The organism is Oceanobacillus alkalisoli (assembly GCF_022213125.1).
In the GTDB taxonomy this organism is placed as follows: Bacteria; Bacillota; Bacilli; order Bacillales; family Amphibacillaceae; genus Oceanobacillus; species Oceanobacillus alkalisoli.
This window is the reverse complement of sequence record NZ_JAKNRA010000001.1, coordinates 716,299-743,176: the sequence shown is the minus strand read 5'-3', so window position 1 is coordinate 743,176 and position 26,878 is coordinate 716,299. Positions and strand designations below refer to the sequence as shown.

The 26,878-nt window shown below is 38.6% G+C and carries 36 protein-coding genes; 26 read left to right on the top strand and 10 right to left on the bottom strand.

The genetic code is table 11. From position 1 onward, the window contains the following. Window positions 1–278: 278 nt before the first annotated feature. Window positions 279–1,055, top strand: coding sequence for a putative hydro-lyase (locus L3V42_RS03410; RefSeq protein ID WP_238471325.1), 777 nt, complete (start codon window positions 279–281; stop codon window positions 1,053–1,055). Window positions 1,056–1,307: 252 nt separating this feature from the next. Further along, entirely contained in the window at window positions 1,308–1,655 is a 348-nt protein-coding gene (locus L3V42_RS03405) for a hypothetical protein (protein WP_238471324.1), read from the top strand. 518 nt (window positions 1,656–2,173) lie between these two features. Here L3V42_RS03405 and L3V42_RS03400 read toward each other — a convergent pair. Further along, window positions 2,174–2,344, bottom strand: a complete 171-nt coding sequence (locus L3V42_RS03400) for a hypothetical protein (protein WP_238471323.1) — start codon at window positions 2,342–2,344, stop codon at window positions 2,174–2,176. A 146-nt stretch (window positions 2,345–2,490) separates the two neighbouring features. On the opposite strand from L3V42_RS03400, the gene L3V42_RS03395 reads away from it, so the two are divergent. From L3V42_RS03395 to L3V42_RS03385, 3 genes are all read left to right on the top strand, one after another. Continuing rightward, window positions 2,491–2,715 carry a DUF1659 domain-containing protein gene (locus L3V42_RS03395; protein ID WP_235761790.1) on the top strand — a complete coding sequence of 75 codons (225 nt, stop codon included), beginning with the start codon at window positions 2,491–2,493 and terminating at the stop codon, window positions 2,713–2,715. Window positions 2,716–2,773: 58 nt separating this feature from the next. Next, window positions 2,774–2,989, top strand: coding sequence for a DUF2922 domain-containing protein (locus tag L3V42_RS03390; RefSeq protein WP_188858020.1), 216 nt, complete (start codon window positions 2,774–2,776; stop codon window positions 2,987–2,989). A 103-nt stretch (window positions 2,990–3,092) separates the two neighbouring features. Continuing rightward, window positions 3,093–3,227, top strand: coding sequence for a YvrJ family protein (locus tag L3V42_RS03385; RefSeq protein ID WP_188858022.1), 135 nt, complete (start codon window positions 3,093–3,095; stop codon window positions 3,225–3,227). 220 nt (window positions 3,228–3,447) lie between these two features. Here the strand turns inward: L3V42_RS03385 and L3V42_RS18250 are convergent, their stop codons facing one another. The 6 genes from L3V42_RS18250 to L3V42_RS03360 all read right to left on the bottom strand — a co-directional run bounded on the left by L3V42_RS18250 (window position 3,448) and on the right by L3V42_RS03360 (window position 7,537). Beyond that, on the bottom strand, window positions 3,448–3,573 hold the full coding sequence (locus tag L3V42_RS18250; RefSeq protein ID WP_255783380.1) for a hypothetical protein: 126 nt from the start codon (window positions 3,571–3,573) through the stop codon (window positions 3,448–3,450). Window positions 3,574–3,677: 104 nt separating this feature from the next. Beyond that, window positions 3,678–4,493, bottom strand: coding sequence for a MetQ/NlpA family ABC transporter substrate-binding protein (locus L3V42_RS03380; RefSeq protein WP_238471322.1), 816 nt, complete (start codon window positions 4,491–4,493; stop codon window positions 3,678–3,680). A 17-nt stretch (window positions 4,494–4,510) separates the two neighbouring features. Further along, window positions 4,511–5,110, bottom strand: coding sequence for a methionine ABC transporter permease (locus tag L3V42_RS03375; RefSeq protein WP_238471321.1), 600 nt, complete (start codon window positions 5,108–5,110; stop codon window positions 4,511–4,513). Window positions 5,111–5,165: 55 nt separating this feature from the next. Next, complete coding sequence (locus L3V42_RS03370; protein WP_235761787.1) at window positions 5,166–5,915, bottom strand: methionine ABC transporter ATP-binding protein; 750 nt, start codon at window positions 5,913–5,915, stop codon at window positions 5,166–5,168. A 620-nt stretch (window positions 5,916–6,535) separates the two neighbouring features. Continuing rightward, window positions 6,536–7,105 carry a class I SAM-dependent methyltransferase gene (locus L3V42_RS03365; RefSeq protein WP_235761786.1) on the bottom strand — a complete coding sequence of 190 codons (570 nt, stop codon included), beginning with the start codon at window positions 7,103–7,105 and terminating at the stop codon, window positions 6,536–6,538. A gap of 24 nt (window positions 7,106–7,129) precedes the next feature. After that, a complete protein-coding gene (locus L3V42_RS03360; RefSeq protein WP_235761785.1) occupies window positions 7,130–7,537 on the bottom strand; it encodes an RrF2 family transcriptional regulator in 408 nt (135 codons plus the stop codon). Window positions 7,538–7,978: 441 nt separating this feature from the next. Between L3V42_RS03360 and L3V42_RS03355 the strand changes: the two genes are divergently transcribed. From L3V42_RS03355 to nagB, 10 genes are all read left to right on the top strand, one after another. Next, window positions 7,979–8,185, top strand: a complete 207-nt coding sequence (locus L3V42_RS03355; protein WP_238471320.1) for a hypothetical protein — start codon at window positions 7,979–7,981, stop codon at window positions 8,183–8,185. A 166-nt stretch (window positions 8,186–8,351) separates the two neighbouring features. Further along, entirely contained in the window at window positions 8,352–8,696 is a 345-nt protein-coding gene (locus tag L3V42_RS03350) for an ArsR/SmtB family transcription factor (protein WP_238471450.1), read from the top strand. A 12-nt stretch (window positions 8,697–8,708) separates the two neighbouring features. Further along, complete coding sequence (locus L3V42_RS03345; protein ID WP_238471319.1) at window positions 8,709–10,010, top strand: arsenic transporter; 1,302 nt, start codon at window positions 8,709–8,711, stop codon at window positions 10,008–10,010. A gap of 15 nt (window positions 10,011–10,025) precedes the next feature. Beyond that, complete coding sequence (gene arsC / locus L3V42_RS03340) at window positions 10,026–10,445, top strand: arsenate reductase (thioredoxin) (RefSeq protein WP_238471318.1); 420 nt, start codon at window positions 10,026–10,028, stop codon at window positions 10,443–10,445. A 485-nt stretch (window positions 10,446–10,930) separates the two neighbouring features. After that, window positions 10,931–11,608: a DUF3885 domain-containing protein gene (locus L3V42_RS03335; RefSeq protein WP_238471317.1), complete on the top strand. Its 678-nt coding sequence runs from the start codon at window positions 10,931–10,933 to the stop codon at window positions 11,606–11,608. Window positions 11,609–11,723: 115 nt separating this feature from the next. Further along, window positions 11,724–12,185, top strand: coding sequence for a regulatory YrvL family protein (locus tag L3V42_RS03330; protein ID WP_238471316.1), 462 nt, complete (start codon window positions 11,724–11,726; stop codon window positions 12,183–12,185). Window positions 12,186–12,212: 27 nt separating this feature from the next. After that, window positions 12,213–12,527, top strand: coding sequence for a hypothetical protein (locus L3V42_RS03325; RefSeq protein ID WP_238471315.1), 315 nt, complete (start codon window positions 12,213–12,215; stop codon window positions 12,525–12,527). A gap of 37 nt (window positions 12,528–12,564) precedes the next feature. Beyond that, complete coding sequence (locus L3V42_RS03320; protein WP_238471314.1) at window positions 12,565–12,843, top strand: hypothetical protein; 279 nt, start codon at window positions 12,565–12,567, stop codon at window positions 12,841–12,843. A gap of 37 nt (window positions 12,844–12,880) precedes the next feature. Continuing rightward, entirely contained in the window at window positions 12,881–13,330 is a 450-nt protein-coding gene (locus L3V42_RS03315) for a hypothetical protein (protein WP_238471313.1), read from the top strand. Between the two features lie 271 nt (window positions 13,331–13,601). Then, complete coding sequence (nagB, locus tag L3V42_RS03310; RefSeq protein WP_238471312.1) at window positions 13,602–14,330, top strand: glucosamine-6-phosphate deaminase; 729 nt, start codon at window positions 13,602–13,604, stop codon at window positions 14,328–14,330. 62 nt (window positions 14,331–14,392) lie between these two features. Here the strand turns inward: nagB and L3V42_RS03305 are convergent, their stop codons facing one another. Next, window positions 14,393–14,776 carry a hypothetical protein gene (locus tag L3V42_RS03305; protein WP_238471311.1) on the bottom strand — a complete coding sequence of 128 codons (384 nt, stop codon included), beginning with the start codon at window positions 14,774–14,776 and terminating at the stop codon, window positions 14,393–14,395. A 351-nt stretch (window positions 14,777–15,127) separates the two neighbouring features. On the opposite strand from L3V42_RS03305, the gene L3V42_RS03300 reads away from it, so the two are divergent. Further along, window positions 15,128–16,081: a nuclease-related domain-containing protein gene (locus L3V42_RS03300; protein WP_238471310.1), complete on the top strand. Its 954-nt coding sequence runs from the start codon at window positions 15,128–15,130 to the stop codon at window positions 16,079–16,081. A 49-nt stretch (window positions 16,082–16,130) separates the two neighbouring features. On the opposite strand, the gene L3V42_RS03295 is transcribed toward L3V42_RS03300, so the two are convergent. Further along, window positions 16,131–16,310 carry a hypothetical protein gene (locus L3V42_RS03295; protein WP_238471309.1) on the bottom strand — a complete coding sequence of 60 codons (180 nt, stop codon included), beginning with the start codon at window positions 16,308–16,310 and terminating at the stop codon, window positions 16,131–16,133. 92 nt (window positions 16,311–16,402) lie between these two features. Further along, a complete protein-coding gene (locus tag L3V42_RS03290; protein WP_238471308.1) occupies window positions 16,403–17,479 on the bottom strand; it encodes a C40 family peptidase in 1,077 nt (358 codons plus the stop codon). 496 nt (window positions 17,480–17,975) lie between these two features. Here L3V42_RS03290 and L3V42_RS03285 point away from each other — a divergent pair, with 496 nt between their 5' ends. The 10 genes from L3V42_RS03285 (at window position 17,976) to L3V42_RS03240 (ending at window position 26,877) form a co-directional block, all read left to right on the top strand. Then, on the top strand, window positions 17,976–18,740 hold the full coding sequence (locus L3V42_RS03285; RefSeq protein ID WP_238471307.1) for a YveK family protein: 765 nt from the start codon (window positions 17,976–17,978) through the stop codon (window positions 18,738–18,740). Further along, window positions 18,715–19,416 (top strand): CpsD/CapB family tyrosine-protein kinase, encoded by a 702-nt coding sequence (locus L3V42_RS03280; protein ID WP_238471306.1) that lies wholly within the window; start codon window positions 18,715–18,717, stop codon window positions 19,414–19,416. Before L3V42_RS03285 ends, L3V42_RS03280 begins: the two co-directional genes overlap by 26 nt. A gap of 220 nt (window positions 19,417–19,636) precedes the next feature. Beyond that, complete coding sequence (locus L3V42_RS03275; protein WP_235761769.1) at window positions 19,637–20,401, top strand: tyrosine-protein phosphatase; 765 nt, start codon at window positions 19,637–19,639, stop codon at window positions 20,399–20,401. 346 nt (window positions 20,402–20,747) lie between these two features. Then, the gene (locus L3V42_RS03270) at window positions 20,748–22,577 is read left to right on the top strand and encodes a polysaccharide biosynthesis protein (protein ID WP_238471305.1); all 1,830 of its coding nucleotides are present in this window, start codon (window positions 20,748–20,750) and stop codon (window positions 22,575–22,577) included. Between the two features lie 35 nt (window positions 22,578–22,612). After that, a complete protein-coding gene (galU, locus tag L3V42_RS03265) occupies window positions 22,613–23,494 on the top strand; it encodes a UTP--glucose-1-phosphate uridylyltransferase GalU (protein ID WP_238471304.1) in 882 nt (293 codons plus the stop codon). Between the two features lie 36 nt (window positions 23,495–23,530). Further along, window positions 23,531–24,166, top strand: a complete 636-nt coding sequence (locus L3V42_RS03260; RefSeq protein ID WP_238471303.1) for a sugar transferase — start codon at window positions 23,531–23,533, stop codon at window positions 24,164–24,166. Continuing rightward, window positions 24,163–25,047 carry an NAD-dependent epimerase/dehydratase family protein gene (locus L3V42_RS03255; RefSeq protein ID WP_238471302.1) on the top strand — a complete coding sequence of 295 codons (885 nt, stop codon included), beginning with the start codon at window positions 24,163–24,165 and terminating at the stop codon, window positions 25,045–25,047. Before L3V42_RS03260 ends, L3V42_RS03255 begins: the two co-directional genes overlap by 4 nt. Continuing rightward, the gene (gene pssD, locus L3V42_RS03250; protein WP_238471301.1) at window positions 25,044–25,505 is read left to right on the top strand and encodes a PssD/Cps14F family polysaccharide biosynthesis glycosyltransferase; all 462 of its coding nucleotides are present in this window, start codon (window positions 25,044–25,046) and stop codon (window positions 25,503–25,505) included. Before L3V42_RS03255 ends, pssD begins: the two co-directional genes overlap by 4 nt. After that, window positions 25,502–25,981, top strand: coding sequence for a PssE/Cps14G family polysaccharide biosynthesis glycosyltransferase (pssE, locus tag L3V42_RS03245; RefSeq protein WP_238471300.1), 480 nt, complete (start codon window positions 25,502–25,504; stop codon window positions 25,979–25,981). Before pssD ends, pssE begins: the two co-directional genes overlap by 4 nt. An 11-nt stretch (window positions 25,982–25,992) precedes the next feature. Beyond that, window positions 25,993–26,877 (top strand): ATP-grasp fold amidoligase family protein, encoded by an 885-nt coding sequence (locus L3V42_RS03240; RefSeq protein WP_238471299.1) that lies wholly within the window; start codon window positions 25,993–25,995, stop codon window positions 26,875–26,877. Window position 26,878: the final 1 nt, after the last annotated feature.

Genomic DNA, 26,878 nt, shown 5'->3' with positions numbered 1-26,878 from the left:
GTCAGAGCAACTGTCCCACATACTCGGACTCATTTCTACACAAAATATTTAAATAAAATAAACATCAAGAAGGCCTGTCAGCACCATTATCAACCATATCTAGAGTTGAAGGGGAACGGACAGGCCTTTTTTTGAACTAAATTTTATATGGATTAATGTGTGCTATGGTGAGATAATCTAACCTTTTTAAGAAATGTCTCATCATAGCTAGGAGGAAGACTGCATGCGAAGTTACAACATGCGTGATATTCATGTTACTAGAAGGAGCTGATTAGAGAATGGAAGCAGCGGAAAACGTAAGACAAAAAATTAGAACAGGCACATGGGCTCAGCCGACGACAGGCCAAGTCCCAGGTTACACGCAGGCAAACCTCGTTATTTTACCGAAAAAGTATGCCTATGATTTCCTGTTGTTCTGTATGCGCAACCCAAAGTCATGTCCATTAATCGAGGTGACAGATGCTGGATCTCCAGTACCGAAAAAATCAGCACCAACTGCAGATTTACGTACAGATCTTCCGAAATACCGCATTTACAAAAATGGGGAGCTAACGGAAGAAGTAACGGACATCACCGCTTACTGGCAAGATGATTTCGTATCTTTCTTAATAGGCTGCAGCTTCACGTTTGAGAAACCGTTGCTGGAAAATGGAATTCCGATTCGCTATATCGAGGAAGACCGCAATGTTTCGATGTATAAAACAAATATTCCTTGCGAGTTTGCCGGTATCTTTCAAGGTCCGATGGTCGTCAGCATGCGGCCAATGAAGCCGGAAGAGGCGATACGAGCGGTGCAAATTACTTCCAGATTCCCTTCTGTTCATGGTGCACCTGTCCATATTGGTGACCCCGAACAAATTGGAGTCACAGACATTAACAAGCCGGATTTCGGTGACGCTGTTACGATTCACGAGGGAGAAGTTCCTGTATTCTGGGGGTGCGGGGTCACTCCGCAAGCAGCGGTAATGGCGAGTAAGCCGGAACTGGTCATTACACATGCACCGGGGCATATGTTTGTTACTGATGTGAGGGAAGAGGAGCATGCTGTGTTTTAAAATGCAGGGGATGATTGTTTCGGTTGATTGAATAATTTTTTAAAGGAAAGGCCTGTCCATACTTTGAAACAGCAATAATTAGCTGTAAGGGGTGTGGAAAGGTCTTTTTTTGATGTGAATCGGAGGAGATGCTGAAGTCCACCATTAAACTGGGACACTTGCTCTGACCCCAATGTCCCACTACTTCCTGAGTGTCTAACGTTTCATTCAATGGAGAGTTGGTTAAAATGGTAGGTAAGGGAGGTTTTTCACATGGGAGCATTTACGGTGCTAGGTGCGATCATTATACTTACTGGGTGGTTTGCGCTTATGGAATACGATCAATATCCCGAATCAGAACGGAAAAGGATTGTAGAGCGAATAAAAAATAGCCCTGCAGCCATCATCGCTGTTGCGTTGATGCCTGTTGGGATTGTTGTCAATATGTTAGGAAATGCAATTGGCTCTTTATGGATGGTTGTCATCGGTGCGACGCTCATATTTGTGCAGAGTATCATCGTTTCCCTCTTGTTCTGGAAAAGAAAACGCTGGAAAAGTATTGTGCTGCTTGTTACCATGATTGTGCTGGGAGTTTTCTTGTATATGCCGTTATTTATGTGAAAATCATTTTTTAACGTGGTCATACCTTGGCAGTAATTTGATGTGTTTTGCTAATCAGTTTAATGTACTTTTCATTATACATCCATTGTTACTTTCGATTTTTAGATACAATTACTAAATTGATTACAGACACCATAAGAGCTACAAGTGAAATGATTAATGCAATCGTAACCATAATTTTCATCCTTTATGTTGATTTTTTTGAATAAAGAGGGTATGATTAACATAGAATTATGGGTAGGAGGAGATTTTACTCCCCTCCGTGGTGTTTAGAACTCTAACGTTGCGATCGTTTAGAGTTCTTTTTCTTTTTACGTCTTTTGTGTCTGTCTAATACTATGACAATCAGATTAGTGCTTGCTATTATCAAATTGGCTACAGACGTAATCAGAAGCAAAACCTGCTCCATACTTCTATGCCATCCCTTCTATAAAGGGATGGAAGGTATCATACCCTCAAGTCGAAATATACATAATTATTTACATTTACTCAAGTCACTCCAAGACTTTAAGACCCATTTACAGTATATTTTCTTCGTGCATATCACAATATTGGTGAGGATCCGATGGGATTGAAATCTTGAATACCGGAGCGGTGGATCTGATAATGGAACTATCGCTTATTTTATTTGAGAAACCTCTCAACATTGATTTCAATACTGGAATTTCCTTCTCTTCCTCTTTATTCATTGTTATTCCCTTCTATCTGAACGATATTGGCTGGAATGATTATTTTTTCCACCCACAGAATAAACTATTTCCAAAAAAGTTTCTCACCCTCACACCCCCAATCCCCACCCCCCTTCGATTATAGAGTTGAAAGGGAGGTGAGGCACATGGCAACACAAGACTTAACACAGTCGACACTGCAACTCGTTTTTCTGACAGGGGTTGACCCGGAATCGGGTAACTCCACGTACAAGAATAAGAGCTTTAACAACGTGAAAACGAGCGCAACGGCGGATCAGTTATATGAAATCGCGATTGCGTTCGAAGGGTTGCAGCAGCACCCGCTCACGCAGATCAACCGTCGTGACAACTCCGAGATTCGCGAAGGCTAAGCTCGAACACGCAGCCTAGATCCAAGCGAACCAATCAACTACAGAGAGGAGGGGGACCATGAAAAGGTTACAAATGCAATTTGAAAACCAAGAAGGAAAAGTCGTCACGTATACACTGGATGACCCGGTTGAGCCAATCGACCATGAAGCGGTAAACGAGGCAATGGATACGGTTATTGCCCAGAACGCGTTCAATTCCAGTGGCGGTGAATTAGTTGCGAAACGAGGCGCTCGTGTCGTTGAACAGATAACAGAAGAAATCGAGATTTATTAAAATCTAGAGATTAGCGGGGCCCCAATTGTTCATCTGGACGATTGGGGTCTTGCGCTATATTAAAGAAAATGAATCAATCACTTTCAAGAAGGAGGGATGAGAGATGGATGCTTGGTATTCGTTTGTCGCGGAAGTTGGCTTCCCGATTGCGGTGACTTTTTATTTACTCTACCGGATCGAAGGGAAACTCAACCTGCTCATCGATTCCATTCACCAGCTGCCGGATAAGATGAAATAATAGATGATCATTCCAGTTTATTCTTGCATAACAAAAAAACCTTATTCCGACAAATGAAGGAATAAGGTTTTTTAGACTTTTTAGCAAGCTGCAATAGCTTGATGCGCCGTCTTGGCTGCACGTTATATTATTTCATATCCAATTCCTAATATTCGAATTCCCCATGTGGTCAAATAAAGAAGTGGATCTACGTCAATATTTTGGATACAAAAAAGTTAATTTATCTAAATTTAATGAATTTCATAATAGTATTTAATGCTTCGCCATCACCATATGTAGTTGAGTTGGTTCGTTCCCAACTACATATGGTGATGGAAAAGCTGACTTTGGTAATTATGAAATTCATTCGAGTGATAAAAAATATCATGTATGTTCTAATTTAGTTAACGGAAGGGTGTACCTGCTTTCCAAGTACCCTTCAAAAGATAGGAAGAGTAGGGATTTTCTGTTTTAAAATGCCGGAACTGCTGATTCTCCTTCACGTTCCTCCAAGAACTCTCGTACTTCTTCACTTGTCATTGCTTCAGATAATTTTTGAATTAACTCTGAATCTACGTTATCTTCGCGGGCTACTAATGTAATAGCAAATTTATTATCTTCTTTTTCAGTGATAAGCGCATCATCAGCCGGTGTTAAATCTAAATGACTCGCATGCGTTGGATTCATAATGACACCATCTACATCTTCGTATAAACGTGATAACGAAGCAATTTCTGCTTGCTCAAAACCGTAGTTGTGTGAGTCATCTATGATATCTTCTAATCCATATTGCTCTCCGTCAATCTCACTTAACTCAATTAAACCATGTGAATCCAATAAGCGTAAAGAGCGATCAACATTAGATGGATCATTGGCAATACCAATTGTTACGTCATCTGGTAATTCATCAATACTTTCATATCCATCTGCATAAAGACCGAAGTTAGCAAAATAAATCGGTTGAACGTCAACTAAGTTACCATCTGCGTTTTCATTAAATTGTTGCATAAATGGTATGTGCTGTGAAAAGTTTGCATCAATCTCTTTATTTTTTAATGCTTCGTTTGGTTGAATATAATCGCCCATCTCCACAACTTCTAGCTCAATACCATCTTCAGCGAGAAGTTTTTTTGCAATTTCTACAACATCTGTCATCGGTGACTCTACAGCTGCAACTCTTAATGTTTGTGCGTTATTTTCTTCATTTGTATTATTATCTTGGTTATCACCACATGCAACGAGTAAAGTTACAAGTGCGGCGATCATTACGAAAAGTGATTTTTTCATAGATTGTTCCCTTCTTTCTATCGTTTATCTATTTTTCTTGCTAAAGTGATTCCTGCATATTGGATCAGTTGTACAAATATTACGATAATGATAATGATATAAAACATTAAATCTGTGCGATATTGTAAATAACCATAGCGAATGGCAAAGTCTCCAATTCCGCCACCACCGACAACCCCCATAATCGTTGAATAAGAAATAAAACTAATTGTAGATGTTGTCATACTTAGAACGAGTGCAGAACGTGCTTCAACATATAAAAACTTAAAGATAATATCTTTGACGGATGCTCCCATTGAAACAGCTGCATGAATCACCCCCTTTGGTACGTCAAGAAGGGATTGCTCCACAAGACGTGAGTAGTGCGCAATTGCGATCACCATCATTGGAAGTGTTGCGGCAGCTGTGCCAATTGCTGTCCCCATAACAAAACGAGTAAATGGAATCATAAAAATAACGAGCAATAAAAATGGGAATGATCGAATAATGTTCACGATTAAATTTAATGATGAGAAAACGAATCTGTTCTCAAGCAATTGCCCTTTGCGACATAAAAATAAAAATGTTCCAATGGGTAGTCCAACTAACAATGCTGCTATTACTGAAAATCCTACCATAATAGATGATTCGCTAATCGCCACCCAAATCTCAGATTGATACTTAATTAATATATCAGGAAAGATTGGTATCTCCCCCTGACTTCAGCTGTTCGACAAATGCTGCTGCACCTTTTTCAATTTTATTTACACCTGTCGGCTCTATGTCTACTACATCATAAATTTGACCATCTGCCATAACTGTCACTCGCTCAGCAAGGCTTCGAATGACTTCCAACTCATGGCTCACAATAACGATTGTTACGTTAAATTGCTGATTAATTTGTTTTAGTACCTCAAGTATTTCTGTTGTCGTTTTTGAATCAAGTGCTGATGTTGGTTCGTCACATAACAATACTTTAGGATTATTAACAATTGCGCGTGCAATAGCGACACGCTGTTTTTGTCCACCACTAAGTTGGCTAGGATATTGATCTTTATGTGTTTCTAGACCGACGAAACGCAAGCTCTCCATAACGCGTTCTGTTCGGTCCTTCTTTGTTATTTTAGCTATTTCTAATGCCACAGCGACATTATCAAAAACCGTTTTATTGCCAACTAAATGATATCCTTGAAAAATCATGCCTAAGAACTGACGTATATGACGAATCTCTTTACCTTTTAAATGGTTGAGTTTTTTATTATTAATAATGACATCGCCTTCATCAGGCTTTTCAAGTAAATTCATCATACGTAACAGCGTTGATTTTCCTGCACCGCTTGCACCAATAATACCGTGAATTTCACCAGCCTTAATGTTTAATGATATTGACTGAATCGCTTTAAACGTGCCATATCGTTTGGTAACATTGTGAAGAGTAATCATATAAATCTCCAATCTTGACTAAAGTTCATTCGGTATATTTCTGTATTCATTTTCAGGTTGTTATAGTTTAATCTCTATGGCGAGTGTAACAGTTATGTTCTGCTTATTCAAGGGTTAAAAATCTGTTATAGTCAATTAAGGGGGGCTGATCAACTGTTCTTAAATAATGTAGAATTTTATTCTCATGATGAAGTAAAGGAAAAAATTGCTAAATGGCTGAGTTAAGATGAGCAATATTAGCAATAAGTGATTTAGATGATAGCATAGCAAATAGGATTAAAAGGACTTCCACCAGCTGAGGGAGATATTGAAAGACCTATAGGGTAAACCGATTTGTATCGATGAAGAATCGGGACTTTTCGTGTACTTTTTAATATCGACCATCAAAAGCAAATCGTTTATATCGAAGCCATTGGAAATCGCGGGGATATTTATAAATAAACTTTTAATCCATGCTGTTTCAGCTTTTTGTGCTAAAGGGTGCGGAAAGTTAAATAAGAGCAACGCAAAATTTGTGCGTTGCTCTTGTGCAATTTAAAATACTTTCTGTCATATGCTGGAGAACCAATTAACAGTATTAAAGACACTTAATATCCTTAATCAGGCAAAAAATTGATTGATTAATCCGTTTTCTGCGCAACCAGCATGTATAGAGATTCCGATGGGAAGTATTTCTCCGTTATCTGGAAGCCTGCCTCTTTCATTTCTCTTTCCATTCCGTCCAAGGTAATTCTTGGTCCTGAATCGGAACCTCCTTTTGGTTTCAGTTCCAAACATATGAAATAGCCATCTTTTTTCAGTACATTTCTCAATTGCTGCAACAGTGGTCCGAGCGGCTGAATTTCATGCATTACGAGAGAAGCGATGATCACATCGACAGTGCCAAGTGACGAAAGTTCCCTGGTACTTCCTTTTAAAGGGACAATGTTCGCAAGCTGTTCCTTCAAGGCTTTTTCTTTAATTATTTCTAGCATAGCAGGATCGATATCCAGCGCGTATACATCACCTGTCGTCCGCTTTGCGATTGGGATGGTAAAATACCCAGTTCCAGCGCCAAAGTCTAAGATGCTATCTGTCTCTTTTAAAGGAATCATGTTCAGTAACCCTTCTGGTGAAAGTTCTTTTCTTCGTTCAGGACTTTCCAAGTACGATATTTTTCCTTTGCTATGCTTGCCATGTGAGTGATGCATAGATATTCCCCTTTATAAATAAATTTAACTTTTTTTCTGTTTGGCTTTCGCTTCGTCGGCAATGTCGTTTAAAAGCATGGATTCCAGTTCACTCTTCATATTTTTCTCTGCTTTCCTCATGGTACTTTCAATCAAGCAGCCTTCATGATGAATTGTGCATTCGAAAAGACTAGTATCCCCTTCAATCGCATGAATAACATCCAAAAAAGATATTTCATGTTTTGTTGTGGAGATTTTATAGCCCCCCTTCGCACCTGGTGTCGACTGAATCAAACCAGCTTTCGTAAGCTTGGTTAATATCTTAGAAAGGTACGTTGGCGAAAGACGTTGCATTTCGGCCAATTCCTGCACTCCCACCAAGCTCTCCCTGGGCTGCAGCATTAAATGGACGATTGTGTGCAGGGCGTAGTTTGTCGCGTTTGAATACCTCATACATATCCTCCTTATCCTTAAAATAGATATTACAGACTCTTGTTGTCCTTGATGTGAATTAGATTATCACTATACATGAAGGAAGTCAACTGTTTAAGAACATATTTCCTTGGGCATAGTAATATATATATTAACGAAAACCATAAAGCAACTTCTACCTGCCGATCTAGACAAAATTCTAGAAAAATATGGTCATTTGTTTCAAGCCTACAAAAATCTAAGCGATAGCGATTCCATTCACCAGCTGCCGGATAAGATGAAAACGTGAGAAGGAAGAGGAAAAGAATGTGATATAATAAGCTAGTCCTTTCTTCTGGTAGAGAAGAGGAGTTTTTTCTGATGTAAGAAAGTTTACTCCTTGATAAATTGTTTGCTTTTCAAACAATATGGTATAATAAGAGTAATAAATACATATACTGTCTCTTATAGGGATGTGGGTATATGGAAAGTAAAAATAAGGGTGATGTAAAAATGACCACTCTCAGACTAAGTGATATCGAGGCAAGGGTTTCGGGTAACTCAAAGAAATATAAAAAAACGATTGATCAGATGACTTTTAAAATTAAAAACAAAAACTTAATCAAGGCACGCATCCGTTCAAGAGACCCTATAGAAGCCAAGATTCTTGCAAGATTTACTAAAAAATAGGTGTTATATGAATATTTACCTTGAAACTGTTTAACGCACTGTTCATTCAATATGTCAGTGTGTTTTTTCGTGTACATCCCATAACTTAACAATTATCTTTTTCATTGCTTACATAAGCAAATAACTATATACTTATATACCAACCCAGCTAAAAAGGAGGAACGTTATATTGCAACCAACAATTGAAATAGATAAAGCGTCGATTATTTTAAAACTGCTAGGTGACGAGACCCGTCTGACCATGTTGAAGTTAATGGATGAGCATGCTTGTTGTGTATGTGAGTTTGTAGAAATCTTTCAAATTAGTCAGCCGGCGATTAGTCAGCACTTACGCAAGCTGAAAGATTTGGGGCTTGTAGAAGAAGAGCGACGAGGACAATGGATTTTTTATTCGATGAATAACAACCATGAATATTATGCTTTCATACAAGCCGTTTTGAAACAATTACCGAACCAAAACTATCGGATAAAAAAATTGGAAGAAGAAGGTACAAGAATTTCATGTTGTTAAATGGGAGGTATCATGTTGCAGGCAACGCTCATACTCGCACTTTTAATATTTATAGCTACCCTAGTCCTGGTCATTTGGCAGCCTAGAGGATTAAACATCGGCTGGTCTGCGATGGGCGGGGCAGTTGTAGCTTTATTAGCAGGAGTTGTCGGATTTAGTGATGTAATGGCAGTGACGGAAATCGTATGGAACGCGACGCTTGCCTTTGTGGCTATTATTCTAATATCCTTACTATTAGACGAGGTAGGATTGTTTGAGTGGGCTGCCTTACATATGGCGCGATTTGCAAAGGGAAATGGGATAAAAATGTTCGTCTATATTAGTATCTTAGGTGCGATTGTTGCCGCCTTATTTGCGAATGATGGTGCTGCACTCATACTCACGCCGATTGTACTGGCAATGGTACGGAATTTACAGTTTAAAGAAAAAATGATCTTTCCCTTTATTATGGCAAGCGGATTTATTGCAGATACAACTTCCTTACCATTTGTTGTGAGTAATTTAGTGAATATCGTATCAGCTGACTTCTTTGGTATTGGATTTGTTCAATATGCTTCACGTATGGTTATCCCAAACCTTTTCTCATTAGTTGCAACGATTTCCGTACTGCTCATCTACTTTAAGAAAAATATCCCAAAGGCGTATGATGTTTCTAAATTGGATGAACCGAAGAACGCAATTAAGGACAATAAAATGTTTCGTCTATCATGGTATGTTCTTGGTTTATTAGGAATTGGCTACTTTACGAGCGAATTTATCCATGTACCGGTCTCCATTATTGCTGGAACGATTGCTATCTTATTCATTATAATGGGCAGACAAAGTCCTGCTGTCGATACAAAAAAAGCAATAAAGGGTGCACCGTGGGATATTGTGTTCTTTTCCATCGGAATGTATGTGGTTGTATATGGGCTTGGAAATGCCGGTCTTACATCTGCACTGTCAAGCTTGATTGAGGCTACTGCTGAAAAAGGCTTGTTTGTTGCGACAATTGGAATGGGGTTCATTGCTGCTTTCTTATCATCGATTATGAATAATATGCCAACCGTGATGATTGATGCGTTGGCAATTGCCGAAACGGATACTTCTGGTGTAGTAAGAGAAGCACTTATCTATGCGAACGTTGTAGGGTCTGACTTAGGCCCGAAAATTACGCCGATTGGTTCTTTGGCAACGTTAGTCTGGCTTCACGTATTATCGCAAAAAGGTATCAAAATTTCTTGGGGAGCCTATTTCAGGACTGGAATTATTTTAACGATACCAATCCTGTTTATCACGTTACTAGGTCTATATGTAACATTGATTATTTTTTAAAAAAGGAGCATTGATATGGATAAAAAAACAATCTATTTCTTATGTACGGGAAACTCTTGCAGAAGTCAGATGGCAGAAGGGTGGGCGAAGAAACTGCTTGGAGAAGAATGGGTGGTTAAGAGCGCTGGTATTGAAGCACACGGATTAAATCCCAATGCTGTTAAAGCCATGGATGAAGTAGGGATAGATATTTCGAACCAGCAATCAGAATTGATTGATACAGACTTTCTCAATCATGCGACGTTAGCCGTAACGCTTTGTGGTGATGCAGCTGACCGTTGTCCAATGACACCGCCACATGTAAGAAGAGAACATTGGGGGTTTGATGATCCAGCAAAAGCGGAGGGAACCCCTGAAGAGAAATGGGCCGTATTTCAGCGTGTTCGGGATGAAATCGGAGACCGCATTAAACGTTTTGCAGAAACTGGGGAATAAAGATAGGTCATCTCTAGGGGCGAATAAACTATTTAAAATTCTCCTATCTACTATGTCTCGTTGTCGCAATATGGGTCTACCTTTTTGTGGCTGATTTCATGTACAATAATTGATAAGACCATAACATGATAGCGTAAGAGTTAAAATGAACCGAACGTAATATAATCAAATCTTTCCCAGCCCTTCTTATAATAGAGAAGGGTTTTTTTTCATGCATTATAAAAAAATACCCCCAACCCGAAACCTTCAGCTAAACAATTCCGTATTACGAATTAATATAAATAACAAAGAATGGTAAAATGCAATATAGGAACTAGATTAGAAGTCGTTTCGTGAATAGAAACATCAGCTTACATTAACGTTGCCGCGTCCAGTGTTGCAATTCGATTTCATTACGAAGCCCTGATTTCTTGTGTATCGAATGAAAAAGCAGAGCATTAACATATAAAGCTAAACAGATTGTACGAGAACGGAGACCATACATAATGCAATTAAAAAAGTATATCCAAACAAACTTCCCAGGCCTAACGCTAAAACCAAATCTCACCTCCGAGTGGAAACCAAGTCTCCATCTCGAACTAGCCAAAGGACTTTATCCATTCAAAGAGGGGAGTGACGAATTAAATCCAGCTTATTTTCAGACCGTCTACTATCAAGCTACCTCCCTGTTTCACGACCTATTCTCAGCCGAAGATGAAATACTATTGGTAACGAATAGTTATCGGTATAGAAAGGAAAGGAGAAAGAAGAGAAGAAAGCTTGGGGTATATCTTCATTATATTAAAAGCAAAGACGTCCGTTCGCGCTTAACACAAGCAACCTTACCTTATATGTTTGAGGACGACGAGGAGAAGGAAGAAAAATATACATGCCAATTTTCTTTACGATGCCGTAAGCAAGACATCCGGTATTCTATTTTAATAAAGGCAATTTGCAATCAGGATTTTCCGTCATTGAAGCCAAGCATACATAATCCATCTAACTTGGAGGAGCCGGATATATTCTTTATGAACACGACGAGAAATATTATTTTTTACATGTATGATGATCGCGGGTGTGAGGTGATCGCGAGGGATAGAGAAGCGATACGCCCTATTTATGAAAAATATGCGGACTGGATGGATGAAAGCAATCGGGCAGAAATCGACCAATACTTTACATGAAGTTGGAAATGGGGAATACTCGAATGAGCGGCTGCCCTCACGTGAAAACAAGATTACACTCCATTTAATATTATCCAGCATGAAGTTATAGAAAAACAAAAGGGGAAATACAGTTATGCCAGAATCTAATGATGATTCATTTCGTAATATGAATAAAAAAGAAAAAATCGCAACCGTTATAGGAATAGGACTTCTCATACTGTTTGTCGCAGGTTTTATATTTGGACTTTATTTCTTTGGACTCGCAGGGGTTTTTAAAGTGCTCGGTGTCCAGTATGATTCGGTCTGGTCATTGGCTATTTTTGTTGTCAATTTGCTTGTGATCGGCCTCATTTTTGAAGTGTTTTCCAAAGTCATATTTAAATTGTCCGTCCGAAATATGACGGGAAAAGCAAAAGTGCTCATGATCCGATTTCTTATCGAGGCAATCACGAACTGGGTTGTCATCTTTACAGTGGATGAGCTGATGAGGAGTATCACGCTATCGCTTCAAACAGAGATTATCATTGCAATCTTTATTGCCACACTCGAAATTGTTTTCGATGATAAAGATACGAAGAAAAATACCGCGGAGTGAAAAGAAAAATAGAAGGGGAAATTACATATGATTGGTTTGCTTAATGTTGGGAGTCTCGTACTTGGGCTGATTGCTTGGATCCTGCCTGTCATCAGTCTATTGAAATATAGAAGCACTAACAATACGAATTGGATTACGCTTTCCATTCTCAGTTTGAGTGCTTGTGCGGTTTCGCTAGGTTTCCAGATGTTTTACAATTATCATCTCGTGAAAATAGAGGACTGGGCTGCTCTGATGGATACAGCTGGGGCGGTCGCTTTTGCCGCCACAGTTTTGCTCATCGTGACGATTCTATTAAATGCCATAACACTGTTCGTACTCCGTTATAAATCAGCAAGGTAGGGCAATAAAAAAACATGAGGTTGAGGAGCAATGCAACTTGCATTATGTGAAGTTTCTTATTCAGGAGTCGATATTATTTGGGTTGATTATCATCGTGAATTATTTTTACGATATTCATCTTGGTCCACCATTTACAAAGGTTGATGTCCTAGCGAGCATCATATGTCTTCCTATTCTTGGTTATTTATTATTTTTGGCGTTTACGTTATTTAAACGTTTCGATTCGTTATCATTAAAAAGTAAAATCATTCTTTCTATCATTAACTTCACGATAATAGCATTCATGATTGGAATTATATTCTCGAGTGTTGTATAAAGTGATAAATCTTAAAAGCCAAGAGAGGAAAACGCCGATGACCCAATATATTTATCTCGCGTCACCCATCAGACTGCCAAAAGGTTCGTTTGGACAGTCACCTTTAGCGCCTGAACAACCGAATATCTTTAAGAGTGAATTGGATTTTGCCCACTTACATTTTGAAAACAATTATGATCCTGAATTAAAACAGAGATTTTCCTATAGCCCGCACTTTTCCTTCAAGCATCAAGTAGCGGCCGACGCTCGCAACATCCCGTTAAAGCTTCAGTTACAAGGGACGGCGGAGGAAGCGAAGTGTTTAGGCATTCTGCATGCTTATATAGAAGAAGCTCTCCAGGCAAGCGGTGTTGTAGAGTATTTCACTTGTTTGAATGGTAAAGAGGAATCCGCCATTTCAAAAAGACGGCACATTCGCTGGTCGGATGTGTTGGAACCTTATGATTTGGTCCTCGAAGACCTGGAGTTCTGGGAGATCACTTTCTAACGTTATTTTCCCGCGTCAACCGGGAAAAATCAGTTACTTTCGTCTCACGCTTTCAAAGAGCCTTCTCCGAGTAGAGAAGCAATATTTTTTACAAAAAAATCCACAAAAATTGTAGTCAAATAGTAAGTTTTCGTGTACACTTAGAAAGTATTTTTCACGTGTTTAACAAAAATGATATTAAATACACGTTGAATTAGATATAATAGTAATGATGTTTTGTTGAGAACCAAAGAATAGATATTAAGACTCATCCTTTAGGAGGAATGAAGAAATGAAAATTGTTAAAGTGAAAGATTATGAGGAAATGAGCAGGAAGGCTGCAGAAATCGTAGCCGAGCGGATGAACGCGATTGAAAAGCCGAACATTGGCCTTGCGACTGGCTCGACTCCAGAGGGTATGTATCAGATTCTGATTGAAAAATATAACAAAGGCGAAATTGATTTTGCAAATACAACGACATTCAATTTAGATGAATATGTCGGCATCACGGACGATGATCCGAACAGCTACCATTACTTCATGGATGAGCATCTGTTCAAGCATGTCAATATTCCAAAAGAGAACACGCATGTTCCAAGTGGCATGGCAGATGACTTAGATAAAGAATGCCGTGAATATGAAGAAGCAATCCAAGCTGCAGGCAACATTGATCTTCAGTTACTCGGTATCGGAAATAACGGCCATATCGGTTTCAACGAACCAGGTACTTCCTTTAACGAGCGAACTCATATTATCGGACTGAAAGATGAGACGATTCAAGCGAATGCTCGTTTCTTTGATTCCATTGATGAAGTTCCGACAAAAGCAATTACAATGGGAATTGGCACGATTCTTGACAGTAAAGAAGTTCTCATGATTATCTCTGGTGAGAATAAAAGAGATGCCGTGACGAATCTGCTTAAAGGTACTATCTCAGAAGACATCCCAGCTTCCGCTCTGTATAACCATCCGAATGCAACGGTTATTATTGACGAAGCGGCTTGGGGAGATAATGAATAATAAATAATACTATGAAAAGAGGCTATTGTCCAGACAATAGCCTCTTTTTACGCAAAAAAATGTTAAACACGCTTCGCAAGCAGCACCTTCGAATACTGCCGCACGACTAAATCTTCCAATTGATCTGCCCGCAATAAACCGAGTTCAATCGCTGCCTGAATCTTCGCCTTATCCGGCCGCCGCACCATCTCAATCAAGTCTTCCATTCGAAGCTCCTCCAACCGCTGAACCGTTCGCTCCTCATCAAACTTCTCCGTTTTCCGAATCTGCCGTTTCAGCTGATAGCCATCCCGAATAAACTCACCCGTTTGATTCTTGCCAACCGACTCGTCAAAAGCTTGATTGAATTCCTTCTTTAGTTCACCTAATTCCTGCTCAATCTCCCGTTTCATCTCCTGCAGATTATAAAACCGTTCCAGCTTGTCCGTGTTGATTTTATTATCCATTTGGCATGCCCCCTGTCACCATTCTATTGAGAGCTGGGGGAAAATATTCTGTTCATCTGGAAGTAGAATAAAAAAAGTGGCATTTTTGGTTCGTACGCGGTGCGTGAATTCCTGGGGGCGTGCGAATTTGTTTTGGGGTGGTGCGCAACTTCCAGGGTATTGTGCGACATTCCTAGCTGACGTGCGAATCTGCTTAATGATCGTGCGCTAATCGCAGCAAAATCAACAGCGCTTATAAAGATAGATAAAACTTAAATTCAACATATATCATTTTGTCTAAATCTCTTTTATTGACAATTCCAGAGAAGTATTCTATTCTATCTGAAAATACAGATAGAAAGGAATGAATATATGATTCTCCGTAAACGAAACAAACCACTACCCTTGCAAAAATATGAAGCATTACAAGCTCGGCTTCCAGCAAACTCTGAACATCATCCCCTCATCGAACGTCAAATCGAGCATGCGACCCGTGGGTATCAAGGGGAGTTGCATACCGACAAATATTTAACGATTCCTTCCACCAGGTTTACCATTCTAAAGGATGTCTGCCTCGTCTCCGATAAGCAAACATTCCAGATCGACACCATCGTCATCACTCCGAATGCCCTCTACATCATCGAGGTAAAATCACTGCGCTCGAACTTAACCTTCGACACGAATCTCGACCAATTTATCACCGGAAGTGGCAACCGACAATCCGGCTACAATCATCCAATCACCCAAGCAAAAGCACAGAAGCTCAAATTGCAAAACTGGTTATTTGAACATAATCAGCCCAACATCCCGATCCACATCTTCATCGCAATCAGCGACCCCAGCACGATTATAAATGTCATCGGTGACCACGAAAAAATAGCCAACACGGTTACCCACAGTGAAAATATCCCTTGGAAAATAATTGAATATGAAAAACAATATACAACAAATCAAAAATATCAACACCAAAAAATAGGACACGTGCTCTTGCGGCATTGTAAAGACTTTGATCTTGATATTCTTACCGAACAGGGGATTCTACCTGGGCAATTAATTCCGGGGATTCGCTGTCACCATTGCAATCATTTGGGTATGAAGCGAGTAAAGCAGAGTTGGGTCTGCCCGAGCTGTCAGTATAATGATAGAATGGCTGCGATAAAAGGAATAGACGAATATCTCTTGCTGGTGAAACCGTGGGTAACAAATAAGGAAATTTTAAACTATCTAAATATAGACTCCAGGTATACCGTTTCACGATTACTGAAAAAACATCCGAGATTGCAGTATTCTAAGAGAAGGAGGAGATGGGAGAGAATACAGGTTTGAGCGATGGAGGGGTGGGGGATGAATGGTGGGGGTGGTGCGTGTTTCCAGCTTAGCACCGCACGTTGTCGCCGAAAAAGCGCACCACTTCAGCCTGACACCGCACGTCCTTGCCGTAATTGCGCACCATCTCTGCCTTGAACCGCACGCCTTCGCGGTAATCCCGCACCACCTCAGCAGAAACCCGCACGCTCTTGTCGGAAAATCGCACGACACCCGCTCGAACCCGCACGCCACAACGCAACCTCGCACCAGTCCGGCTTCCCCCTTACCACAACACAAAAAAAGCCTCCCACCCTGGGAGGCTTCTACTATTCAAGCAGTTTAATAAAATCGCTTATAGCTATCGAAGTGTTTACCCCAATAAGAGTCATTCACGTTTGCAATGGTTACACCAGTTGATGATCCAGCATGGATGAACTGGCCATTCCCAAGGTAAATTCCCATGTGCGAAATACCTGATTTATAGGTGTTAGAGAAGAAGACGAGATCTCCAACTTGTGGTGAATTGACATAGAACGAACGATCAAAGTACCCTTGTGTTGATGTCCGGCTAATACTCATGCCAGCATTTTTGTACGCGTAATAGATGAACCCACTGCAATCAAATCCGCTAGGTGTGGTACCTGCCCATACGTATGGTACGCCAATATGGTTACGTGCCGTGCTGATGAGCTTGTCTACATTATAACCAACATTATTTTTCGGTTGCTCTTTTGGTTTATTATTGGAAGGTGGAGTTGACTTACTTCCATTAATGTTCAATTTCTGTCCAATATAAATCATATCAGAAGATAAATTGTTCCAGCTTTTCAGGTTTGCAACCGAAACGCCGTACTCTTTTCCAATTTTTGATAGTGTGTCTCCAGATTTAACAACATAAACAGTGGCGTTCCCTGTCTTTGGTGTGCTTGGAGTTTTCTTTGAAGGGTTTGAATTCTTCGGTGGTGTCGACTTACCTGAATTACCCGGATCTTTCACATGGAATACATTCCCTGGGTAAATGAGCGTTGTATTGAGATTGTTCCACTTCATCAGGTTTTGTAAAGAAACACCGTGGCGTGATGCAATTCCGCTTAACGTGTCTCCAGCCTTCACCGTGTATGTATTTCCGGAACTGCTGTTATTTGAGTTATTGTTGCTCGGCTTTGAAGTGCTCGGTTTCGATGGCGTTGCTGAACCGGATGTTTCAATTACTTGGTTTGGATAGATAATATCGGATGTTAGGTTGTTCAACTTCTTTAATGTTGATACATTCGTATTGTACTTTTGTGCAATCGACCACAGAGAATCACCTGATTGTACCTTGTGCGATGCTGCAGATGCTTCGTCCGCTCCAAATAGTGCTGCTGCAATCGCTGCTCCTGCTGTTACGGACATGTAGATTTTCTTATTTGCCAATTAAAAAATCCTCCCTCTCATTCAAGTTGTATGATTTACAAGATTCATACTCTGAAAAAATTGTCGTATTTATTTGTTAAATGCCTGCAAGATATCAAAATTAGAAATAACTACCATCCATTATAGCGTAAAATCGCTAGTTTGATAGAAAATTAATGGATTTGTAATGTCTTTGTAATATAAGAGAGAAACTTTGGAGAGGGTGTTGTGGTAGAATTGATTGGATAATTTGTTTAAAAGCTTGTCTTACAACTATTTATACATTATTAAAGTTTAAAATCTAGCTGCAACACATAAATGTTTTTTCTATATAATTCCAATCAGATTATCTAACCATCTAGCAAACTCTGAAACAATTCTAAAAAACCCCCTACTTTTTTCCCGGTTATGTGTTATAATCACATATTGTAAAGTGCAAAGTCTGAAATAATTTAAATTATATTAGCGGTAAAATCCGCGGAAATTAGAATACTAAAAGGAATATGGAGGTAACACCATGGAGGAAACAATTTCCTTGAAGGAAATATTTGAGGTGATTAAGCAGCGTATTCTGCTTATTCTAGCTATAGCGCTTGGCGCAGCTGTTGTAGCGGCGGTTGTAAGTTATTTTGTCCTGACACCAACTTATCAATCAAGTTCGCAGTTCATTGTTAACCAAAGTACACAGGAACAGGAAGTTCCGTACAATGTTAACGATATTAGGGCAAACGTGGAAATTATAAATACTTATAATGAGATTATTAAAGCTCCGGCAATTTTAGGAGAGGTTATTGATGAACTTAACTTGCCATATACTGTTGCGGCTCTAGGTCAAAACATAAGTGTCGCCAATGCAAATGAATCACAGGTGGTAACAGTGACAGTAACAGACGAAAATCCAGCAGTTGCAGTTGATATTGCAAACACAACGGTTGCTGTATTCCAAGACAAAATTCAAGAATTCATGAATGTAGATAATGTAGGAGTGTTAACAGAGGCTCAACTGAGTGCGAATCCAACGCCAGTGGCACCTAATCCGATTTTGAATATCGCAATTGCGATAGTTCTTGGCTTGATGGTCGGTGTTGGTTTAGCGTTCTTGCTAGCGTATCTTGATAATACAGTTACAACTGAAGATGACGTGGAAAAACAACTTGGTCTTCCAGTGCTTGGTGTTATCTCACATATTAATCCGGAAGATGTCCGTACGAATCACATGAGTTTCCAACCAAACAGGCAGAAGAGGGGTGGATTTAATGCTGCGCAAAAAGAATCAATCTAAAGCAAGCAGTAATGTCCGTCACTTAATTACAAAAGTAAATCCTAAATCGCCTATTTCTGAGCAGTATCGTACAGTAAGAACGAATATGCAGTTCTCTTCCGTTGATAATGATTTAAAATCATTTCTTGTAACTTCATCCGGTCCGGCGGAAGGTAAATCATCAACAACTGCGAATTTAGCGATTGTATATGCCCAACAGGGCAAGCGTGTATTACTTGTCGATGCTGACTTAAGAAAGCCAACCATGCATTATACATTCCGGCTGGATAACTTGCGGGGACTAAGCAATGTGCTTGTTGGAGAAATCTCCCTTGAAGAAGCCGTAAACGGTACGGATATCGATACACTTGATGTGATGACTTGTGGGCCGATTCCCCCCAACCCATCTGAATTGCTCGGGTCAAGAAAAATGGAGACCCTTTTAAAAGAAGCAAAATTAAGCTATGATCTCGTTATATTTGATACACCACCAGTACTAGCGGTAACGGATGCGCAGATTCTAGCTAATATAGTTGATGGTTCAGTACTCGTTGTCCGCAGTGGCAGTACAGAAATTGAGCCAGCTCAGAAAGCGAAAGAAGCGCTTGAACCTGCGAAGGCAAAACTACTCGGTGTAGTTTTGAATGATCGGGAGAAAAAAGCATCTAATTATTATTACTATTACGGCACGAACTAATGATAAAGCTCCTTCCTTTCGCGGAATCAGCGGAAGAGGGAGCTCTTTTTGCGTGGGTTTGATAGATTCATTGAATTGTACTTTAAATCTACATTAAGTATTTGGGAAGGTCTATTAAAACTCGACAAACTTTGCTATAATAGTATATCGAATAATTTATTTGTGCGAAGCTTGAAATAGGTGCTCATTTGAATAGAAACATAGAAGGGGAGTGTCTAAAATGATTGATATTCATTCACATATTCTTCCTGGTATAGATGATGGAGCTCAAACTGAGGTGGATAGTTTACAGATGGCAAGAGCTGCAGTAAAAGAAGGAATTACTACGATTGTTGCGACACCTCACCACCGAAATGGAAAATATGATAATGAACGAGATAATATCGTTCGTTGGGTGGATACGTTAAATGAATTAATTACGAATGAAGGCATTCCACTTACTGTACTTCCAGGTCAAGAAACACGAATCAACGGTGATATGATTGCTGAACTGGAGAAGGAGATCATCTTGCCAATCAATAATACAAAGTATGTGTTTGTAGAGTTCCCTTCAGCTCACGTTCCTCGTTATGCCAGTCAGATGCTATTTGATATTCAAGTTGCAGGTTATATACCAATCATTGTTCATCCAGAACGAAACCAAGAATTAATTGAACACCCAAACAGACTCTATGAATTTGTGAAAAAGGGTGCACTTACACAAGTAACAGCAGCAAGTGTAGTAGGGAAGTTTGGGAAAAACATTCAGAAATTCAGCAGGCAAATTATTGAAGCTAATTTAACTCATTTCATCGCATCGGATGCTCACAATACAACAACAAGAGGTTTTGCAATGAACGAAGCCTTTCAACTGATTCAGAATGATTATGGTGATGACTATGTGTATATGTATCTTGAGAACAGCCAACTACTGATAGATAACCAGAATGTGAACCGTGTGGAGCCATCCAATATAAAAAGAAAAAAGTTCCTTGGTCTATTTTAGTATCGACCAAGGAAGTCTTCATGTGTATTTGGTACATAAGCGTGAAATAATACGTAAATTAAGTACTGCTCTTCTGTGATATATACTAGGATTGTCGAATTAAAGTCACAATCTTGATATAAAGTGTCTTCGTATGGCAAAAGTCACTTAAAACCCGATTGCGATTTTAGTAGAATATTGTATGTGACTTTAACTAGGAAGGCTCTACTTGGTAAAATTAAGCATTTACTATTGAATTCATAATCCGACTTTAGTACCATTAAGTGGTAGTCGAAAAACTATCTAGCTTTTACATAAAATAATCTAACTGACATGAAGGCTTAAACCTCATGAGAAAGGAGATCTCATGTCTTATTCAAAACGTTTATCATTACTCTTCTTACTTGATACGTTAATCGTTGCAACAGCAATATTCGTTGCGGCATGGATTGTGTATCCTGCGTATACCGACATACTTACTTCAAATGCAATCATTACATCCGCTATTGCACTTGTCATCTTTCATCATTTATTCGCAGCTGTTTTTAAACTTTATAATAAAGTGTGGTCCTATGCAAGTGTCGGGGAATTAGTCGCTATCGTCAAGGCTGTAACACTTTCCGTCATCTCAGCTGGGATTGTGCAACTCGTATTAAATGACTTCACAATTCTACGACGTGCTTTAATTGTTACTTGGCTCTTGCACATTATATTTATTGGAGGTTCTCGTTTCATATGGCGCATGTATAGAGATCGCTATATTAACAATGATGATAAATCACAAAAACGGACTCTTGTTGTTGGTGCTGGTGCTGCTGGAGCAATGATCGTACGTCAACTACAAAATGAACATAATACAGAACTGACACCAGTTGCGTTTGTTGACGATGACTTAAACAAACAAAAAATGGAGATGTATAATCTTCCCGTTGTTGGGTCTGTCAATGATATACCGAGGATTGTCGAAGAATATAATATTGAACATATTGTAATTGCGATCCCTTCATTAAGAAATGGGGAGCTAAAAAACATTGTTGAAGCTTGTGCTAGCACATCCGCTCAAGTACAAATGATTCCGAAAATCGAGGATTTGATGACGGGGAGGATTACTGTAAGCAGTCTGAAAAATATTGAAGTAGAAGATTTACTAGGACGTGAACCTGTTAAGCTAGATATTAATGCGATTTCGGAATATGTAACTGGAAATACAGTTATGGTAACTGGAGCTGGCGGATCGATAGGTTCCGAGATTTGCCGTCAGTTGATGCGCTTTACTCCGAAAAAGATTCTCCTTGTAGGACATGGAGAATATAGTATTTACAATATTGATATGGAACTCAGAAAAGTATTTGGCGGAGAACAGACCGAGATTGTTCCGATAATTGGTGATGTCAAAGACCGAAAACGTATTTTTGAAATTGTCGGGGAACATTTACCGGCGATTATTTACCATGCAGCAGCCCATAAACATGTTCCATTGATGGAGTATAATCCGCACGAGGCTGTAAAGAACAACATTATTGGCACGAAAAACGTCGCAGAAGCTGCTGACAAGTTCTATGTAAGGACGTTCGTTCTTGTATCCACGGATAAAGCAGTGAATCCAACGAATGTAATGGGAGCCTCTAAACGGATTGCTGAAATGGTCGTGCAAAATTTAGCTAAGAAAAGTGATACCAAATTTGTAGCCGTTCGTTTTGGGAATGTGCTAGGAAGCAGGGGAAGTGTTATTCCGTTATTTCGGAAACAAATTGAAAATGGCGGACCAATAACGATAACCCATCCGGACATTACAAGATACTTTATGACAATCCCAGAAGCATCTAGGCTTGTGGTTCAGGCAGGAACCCTTGCAAAGGGTGGGGAAATCTTCGTGCTGGATATGGGCGAGCCGGTTAAAATTGTTGAGTTGGCGAAGAATTTAATCAAGTTATCGGGTTATACGGAAGATGAAATCAGAATGGAGTATTCTGGTTTAAGACCTGGTGAGAAGATGTTTGAGGAATTATTGGGTGAGGATGAGGTTCTACCTGGTGAGGTTTATGAGAAGATTTATGTGGGGAGAACGGTTGAGGTTAACCCTATCCTGATTGAAGAACTACTTGAGCATTTTGTGGAGTTTGATCGTATGCAACTAAAAGAAGAGTTGATGAAGATTGTTTATTTGGAGCGGGAACAGTTGGCTGTTCAGGCTTAATAAATATAATTATAATACAGAGCGGAGGACTTGAAATGAAAAAAGTAAAAAAAGCCATCATTCCTGCGGCCGGGCTCGGAACAAGGTTCTTGCCAGTAACAAAGGCGATGCCGAAAGAAATGCTGCCAATTTTAGATAAGCCAACGATTCAATACATCGTAGAAGAGGCGATTGAATCTGGAATTGAAGATATTATTATCGTAACGGGTAAAGGAAAACGTGCAATAGAAGATCATTTTGACCATAACTATGAATTAGAACAAAATCTGTTAAACAAAGAAAAGTACGATGTACTTGAAAAAGTTAATCATGCATCTAATATTGATTTACACTACATCCGTCAAAAAGATCCAAAAGGATTGGGTCATGCTGTTTGGTGTGCGCGGAAATTTATTGGTGACGAACCTTTTGCGGTACTTCTCGGTGATGATATCGTACAAGCGGAGACACCAGGTTTAAAACAATTAATTGAACAATATGATGAAACTAGGAGCTCGGTTGTTGGTGTACAGCAGGTATCAGATGACGAAACAGATCGGTACGGTATCGTTGATCCAGGTGACAAAGAAGGCAGAAGATACAAAGTTAATAAGTTTGTGGAAAAGCCTGCAAAAGGAACAGCACCTTCAAACTTAGCAATTATGGGGCGTTATGTATTTACATCTAAAATATTTGATCTCTTAGGCGAGCATGAAATTGGTGCCGGTGGAGAAATACAATTAACGGATGCGATTGAAAAATTAAACGAAATCGAAAAGGTATATGCGTATGATTTTGCTGGTAAACGATTTGACGTTGGAGAGAAAATGGGGTTTGTTAAAACAACCATTGATTTTGCTTTAGAAGATCCGGAAATGAAAGATGAATTGTATGAATACCTAGTAGAGAAAGTTAACGAAATGAAAGTACTGAAATAATGTAAATTAACAAATGGTGGTGGAGGTCACTTTGATATGTTCTACTCGAAAATGAAAAGATTAATAGACATTATCCTTTCCTTAGCAGGATTAGTTATTCTATCACCACTATTTATCCTTTTGATTTTAGCTATTAAGCTAGAATCGAAAGGGCCTGTCCTTTTCAAGCAGAAGCGAGTTGCTATACATAAGACGCATTTTAATATTTTGAAGTTCCGAACGATGAGGTTGGATACGCCGCAGGATACTCCTACACACCTTTTAGGAAATCCAGATCAATATATTACGAAAGTAGGGAAGTTCCTAAGAAAAACTTCGCTCGATGAACTTCCGCAAATCTTAAATATTTTAGCAGGACATATGAGCGTTATAGGACCACGTCCAGCATTGTGGAATCAATATGATTTAATAGAAGAAAGAGATAAGTATGGAGCAAATGATGTAAAACCTGGACTCACAGGTTGGGCGCAGATTAACGGAAGGGATGAGCTACCGATAGCTGTCAAGGCAAAACTTGATGGGGAATACGTGAAGCGGAAAAGCTTCAGTTTCGACCTGAAATGTTTTATTGGCACCTTTATTAGTGTCGTAAAAAGTGATGGTGTTGTAGAAGGCGGAACCGGAGTAGCTAAACGGGAAGAGGCAGCCAGTAAAGAGGAGACAACAAAATGAAGCGAATATTAATTACTGGGAAAAACAGTTATGTCGGCAATTCTTTTGAAATGTGGCTGGGGAATTATCCTGAAGAATATGAAATAGAAAAGATTAGCTTGAGAGATGGCTCGTGGAGGGAACGTGACTTTTCCAAATTTGATGTGGTGTTGCATGTGGCAGGGATTGCTCACGTTTCTAAAGATCCTAAAATGGAAGAACTGTATTACAGAGTAAACAGGGATTTGACGATAGAAGTTGCTGAAAAATCTAAAGTTGATGGTGTTCAGCAATTTGTTTTCATGAGTAGTATTATTGTCTATGGTGATGGTAGTAGCGACAGAAAAGTAATTGATGAAAATACGATTCCAAAACCAAGTAATTTCTATGGAAATAGCAAGCTCCAGGCGGAACAAGGAATTAAACCACTAGAAAGAGATGATTTTAAAATAGCAATTATTCGTCCACCAATGATTTATGGTGAAAGTTCAAAAGGGAATTATCCAAAACTCGCAAAAGCGGCAAAAAGTTTACCTGTGTTTCCTGATGTAGAGAATGAGCGTAGCATGTTACATATTGACAATCTATCAGAGTTTATTCGATTAATAATAGATAATAAGGAAAGCGGACTTTTTTTTCCACAAAATAAAGAGTTTGTAAAAACTAGTGAAATGGTACGTTTAATTGCAGAAGCTCACGGGAAGCCTATTAAGCTCGTTAAATTTTTCAATCCGCTATTAAAAGTAATGAGTGGTAGAGTTGAAATCATAGATAAAGTATTTGGAAATTTGGTTTATGATAAGTCTATGAGTGATTATAAAATGGATTACAGAATAAAAAGTTTTAAAGAGTCTATATTTGATACGGAAATTACTAGTTTTGAAAGGAACAAATCTTTATGAGAAAAAAGAAACGAAATAAAATATGTTTAATATCTTCTTCGGGAGGTCATTATGAACAGTTAAAAATGTTGGCCTCTCTAGAAAAAGAAAATGATGTATTTTGGGTTACTGAAAAAGTAAATTATACTTCTAATGCAGATTATTATTTATATCAAACTGGTATGAGGGATAAATTGTTCTTTGTGAAGATGCTTTTAAATTTGTTAAAGTCAATAAAAATATGGTTTACAGAGAAACCGGATTATGTAATAACTACAGGAGCTATGGTTGTCCTTCCTATGGCTTTTTTAGCAAAAATTATGGGTAGGAAATTAGTCTATATCGAGACCTACGCGAGAGTAAGAGGTGGTACTAGGTCAGGTAAGTTAATGTATAAGTTTGCAGATCTCTTTATTATTCAGTGGGAACCTCTGAAAGAAGTCTATCCAGATGCTGTTTATGGGGGGAGTATATATTGATTTTTGTCTGTGTAGGTTCAAGAGAATATCAATTTGACCGACTACTTAAAGAAATTGATAGATTAGTTAAAAATAATGAAATTGAAGATGAAATATTCGCTCAAATAGGACAATCCACTTACAAACCTGAACATTATACTTACAAGGAGTTTCTTTCAGTTGGAGAATTTAAATCTTGGCAGGAAAAAGCTGACTTGATAATATCCCATGGTGGTACGGGAGCATTAATAGGTGCACTAAAGCTAGGAAAGCAAGTAATTGCCGTGCCTAGGCTGGAAAAATACGGTGAACATATAGATGATCATCAAACAGAAGTAGCAGGAATGCTTGCGGAAGAGAATTATTTAGTATATGAGTCAGAAATAAAAAATCTTAAAAAGGCAATTGACAATATAAAAAAAAATCCTATAAAAAATAGGTATGATAAGCCATCACAAGTAATACATATCATACAGGATTTTATCAACCAGAGTTGAAGGAGAGGGAAATGGATACTTTAACAAAAAATATTATTTTAACTCCACTAAATTTATTATATAAAGTTTCTCCTAAACTAACTTTAAAGATTTTATTTAGACTTAAGATGGGTAAGAAACTTAATCTAAATAATCCAGTTACATATAATGAAAAACTACAATGGATTAAACTTTATGACAAAAATGAGCTAATGCCAATTTGTGCTGATAAATATACTGTTAGGGATTACGTGAAATCTCGTGGATGTGGAGAAATATTAAATGATTTATTATGGGAAGGATATAATCCTAACGATATCCCATTTGAAGACCTTCCAGAACAATTTGTAATAAAAGTAACACATGGTTCAACTTTCAATATTATTTGTGAAGATAAAAGTAAACTTAACAAAAAAGATACTATTTCTAACTTGAATAAGTGGCTAAAAGCTAAGTTTATACCAAGTTATGGAGAATGGTTTTATGGGATTGTGAAACCAAGAATAATTATAGAAAAATACTTAAAGGATAGGAAAAGTAATTCACTTTATGATTATAAGTTTTTTTGTTTTCATGGAGAACCTAAGTTGGTCTATGTTGATACTTGGAAAGACAATAAACATTCAATAAATGCCTATGATACTAATTTTAATATTATACCTAATGTGCAACTTGGATACGAAAATGACCTAACAACGAGTATTCCAAAACCTGACAAATTTGAAGAAATGCTTCAGTATGCTAGAAGACTATCTAAAGATTTTTTACATGTTCGGGTCGATTTTTATGAAGTTAACGGAGAAGTTATATTTGGAGAATTAACATTTACCAAAAGTGCAGGTTTTGGAAAGATAAAACCATATTCTTTCGATGAGAAAATGGGAAGTTGGATTAGATTACCTGTAAGGAAGGTGTGAA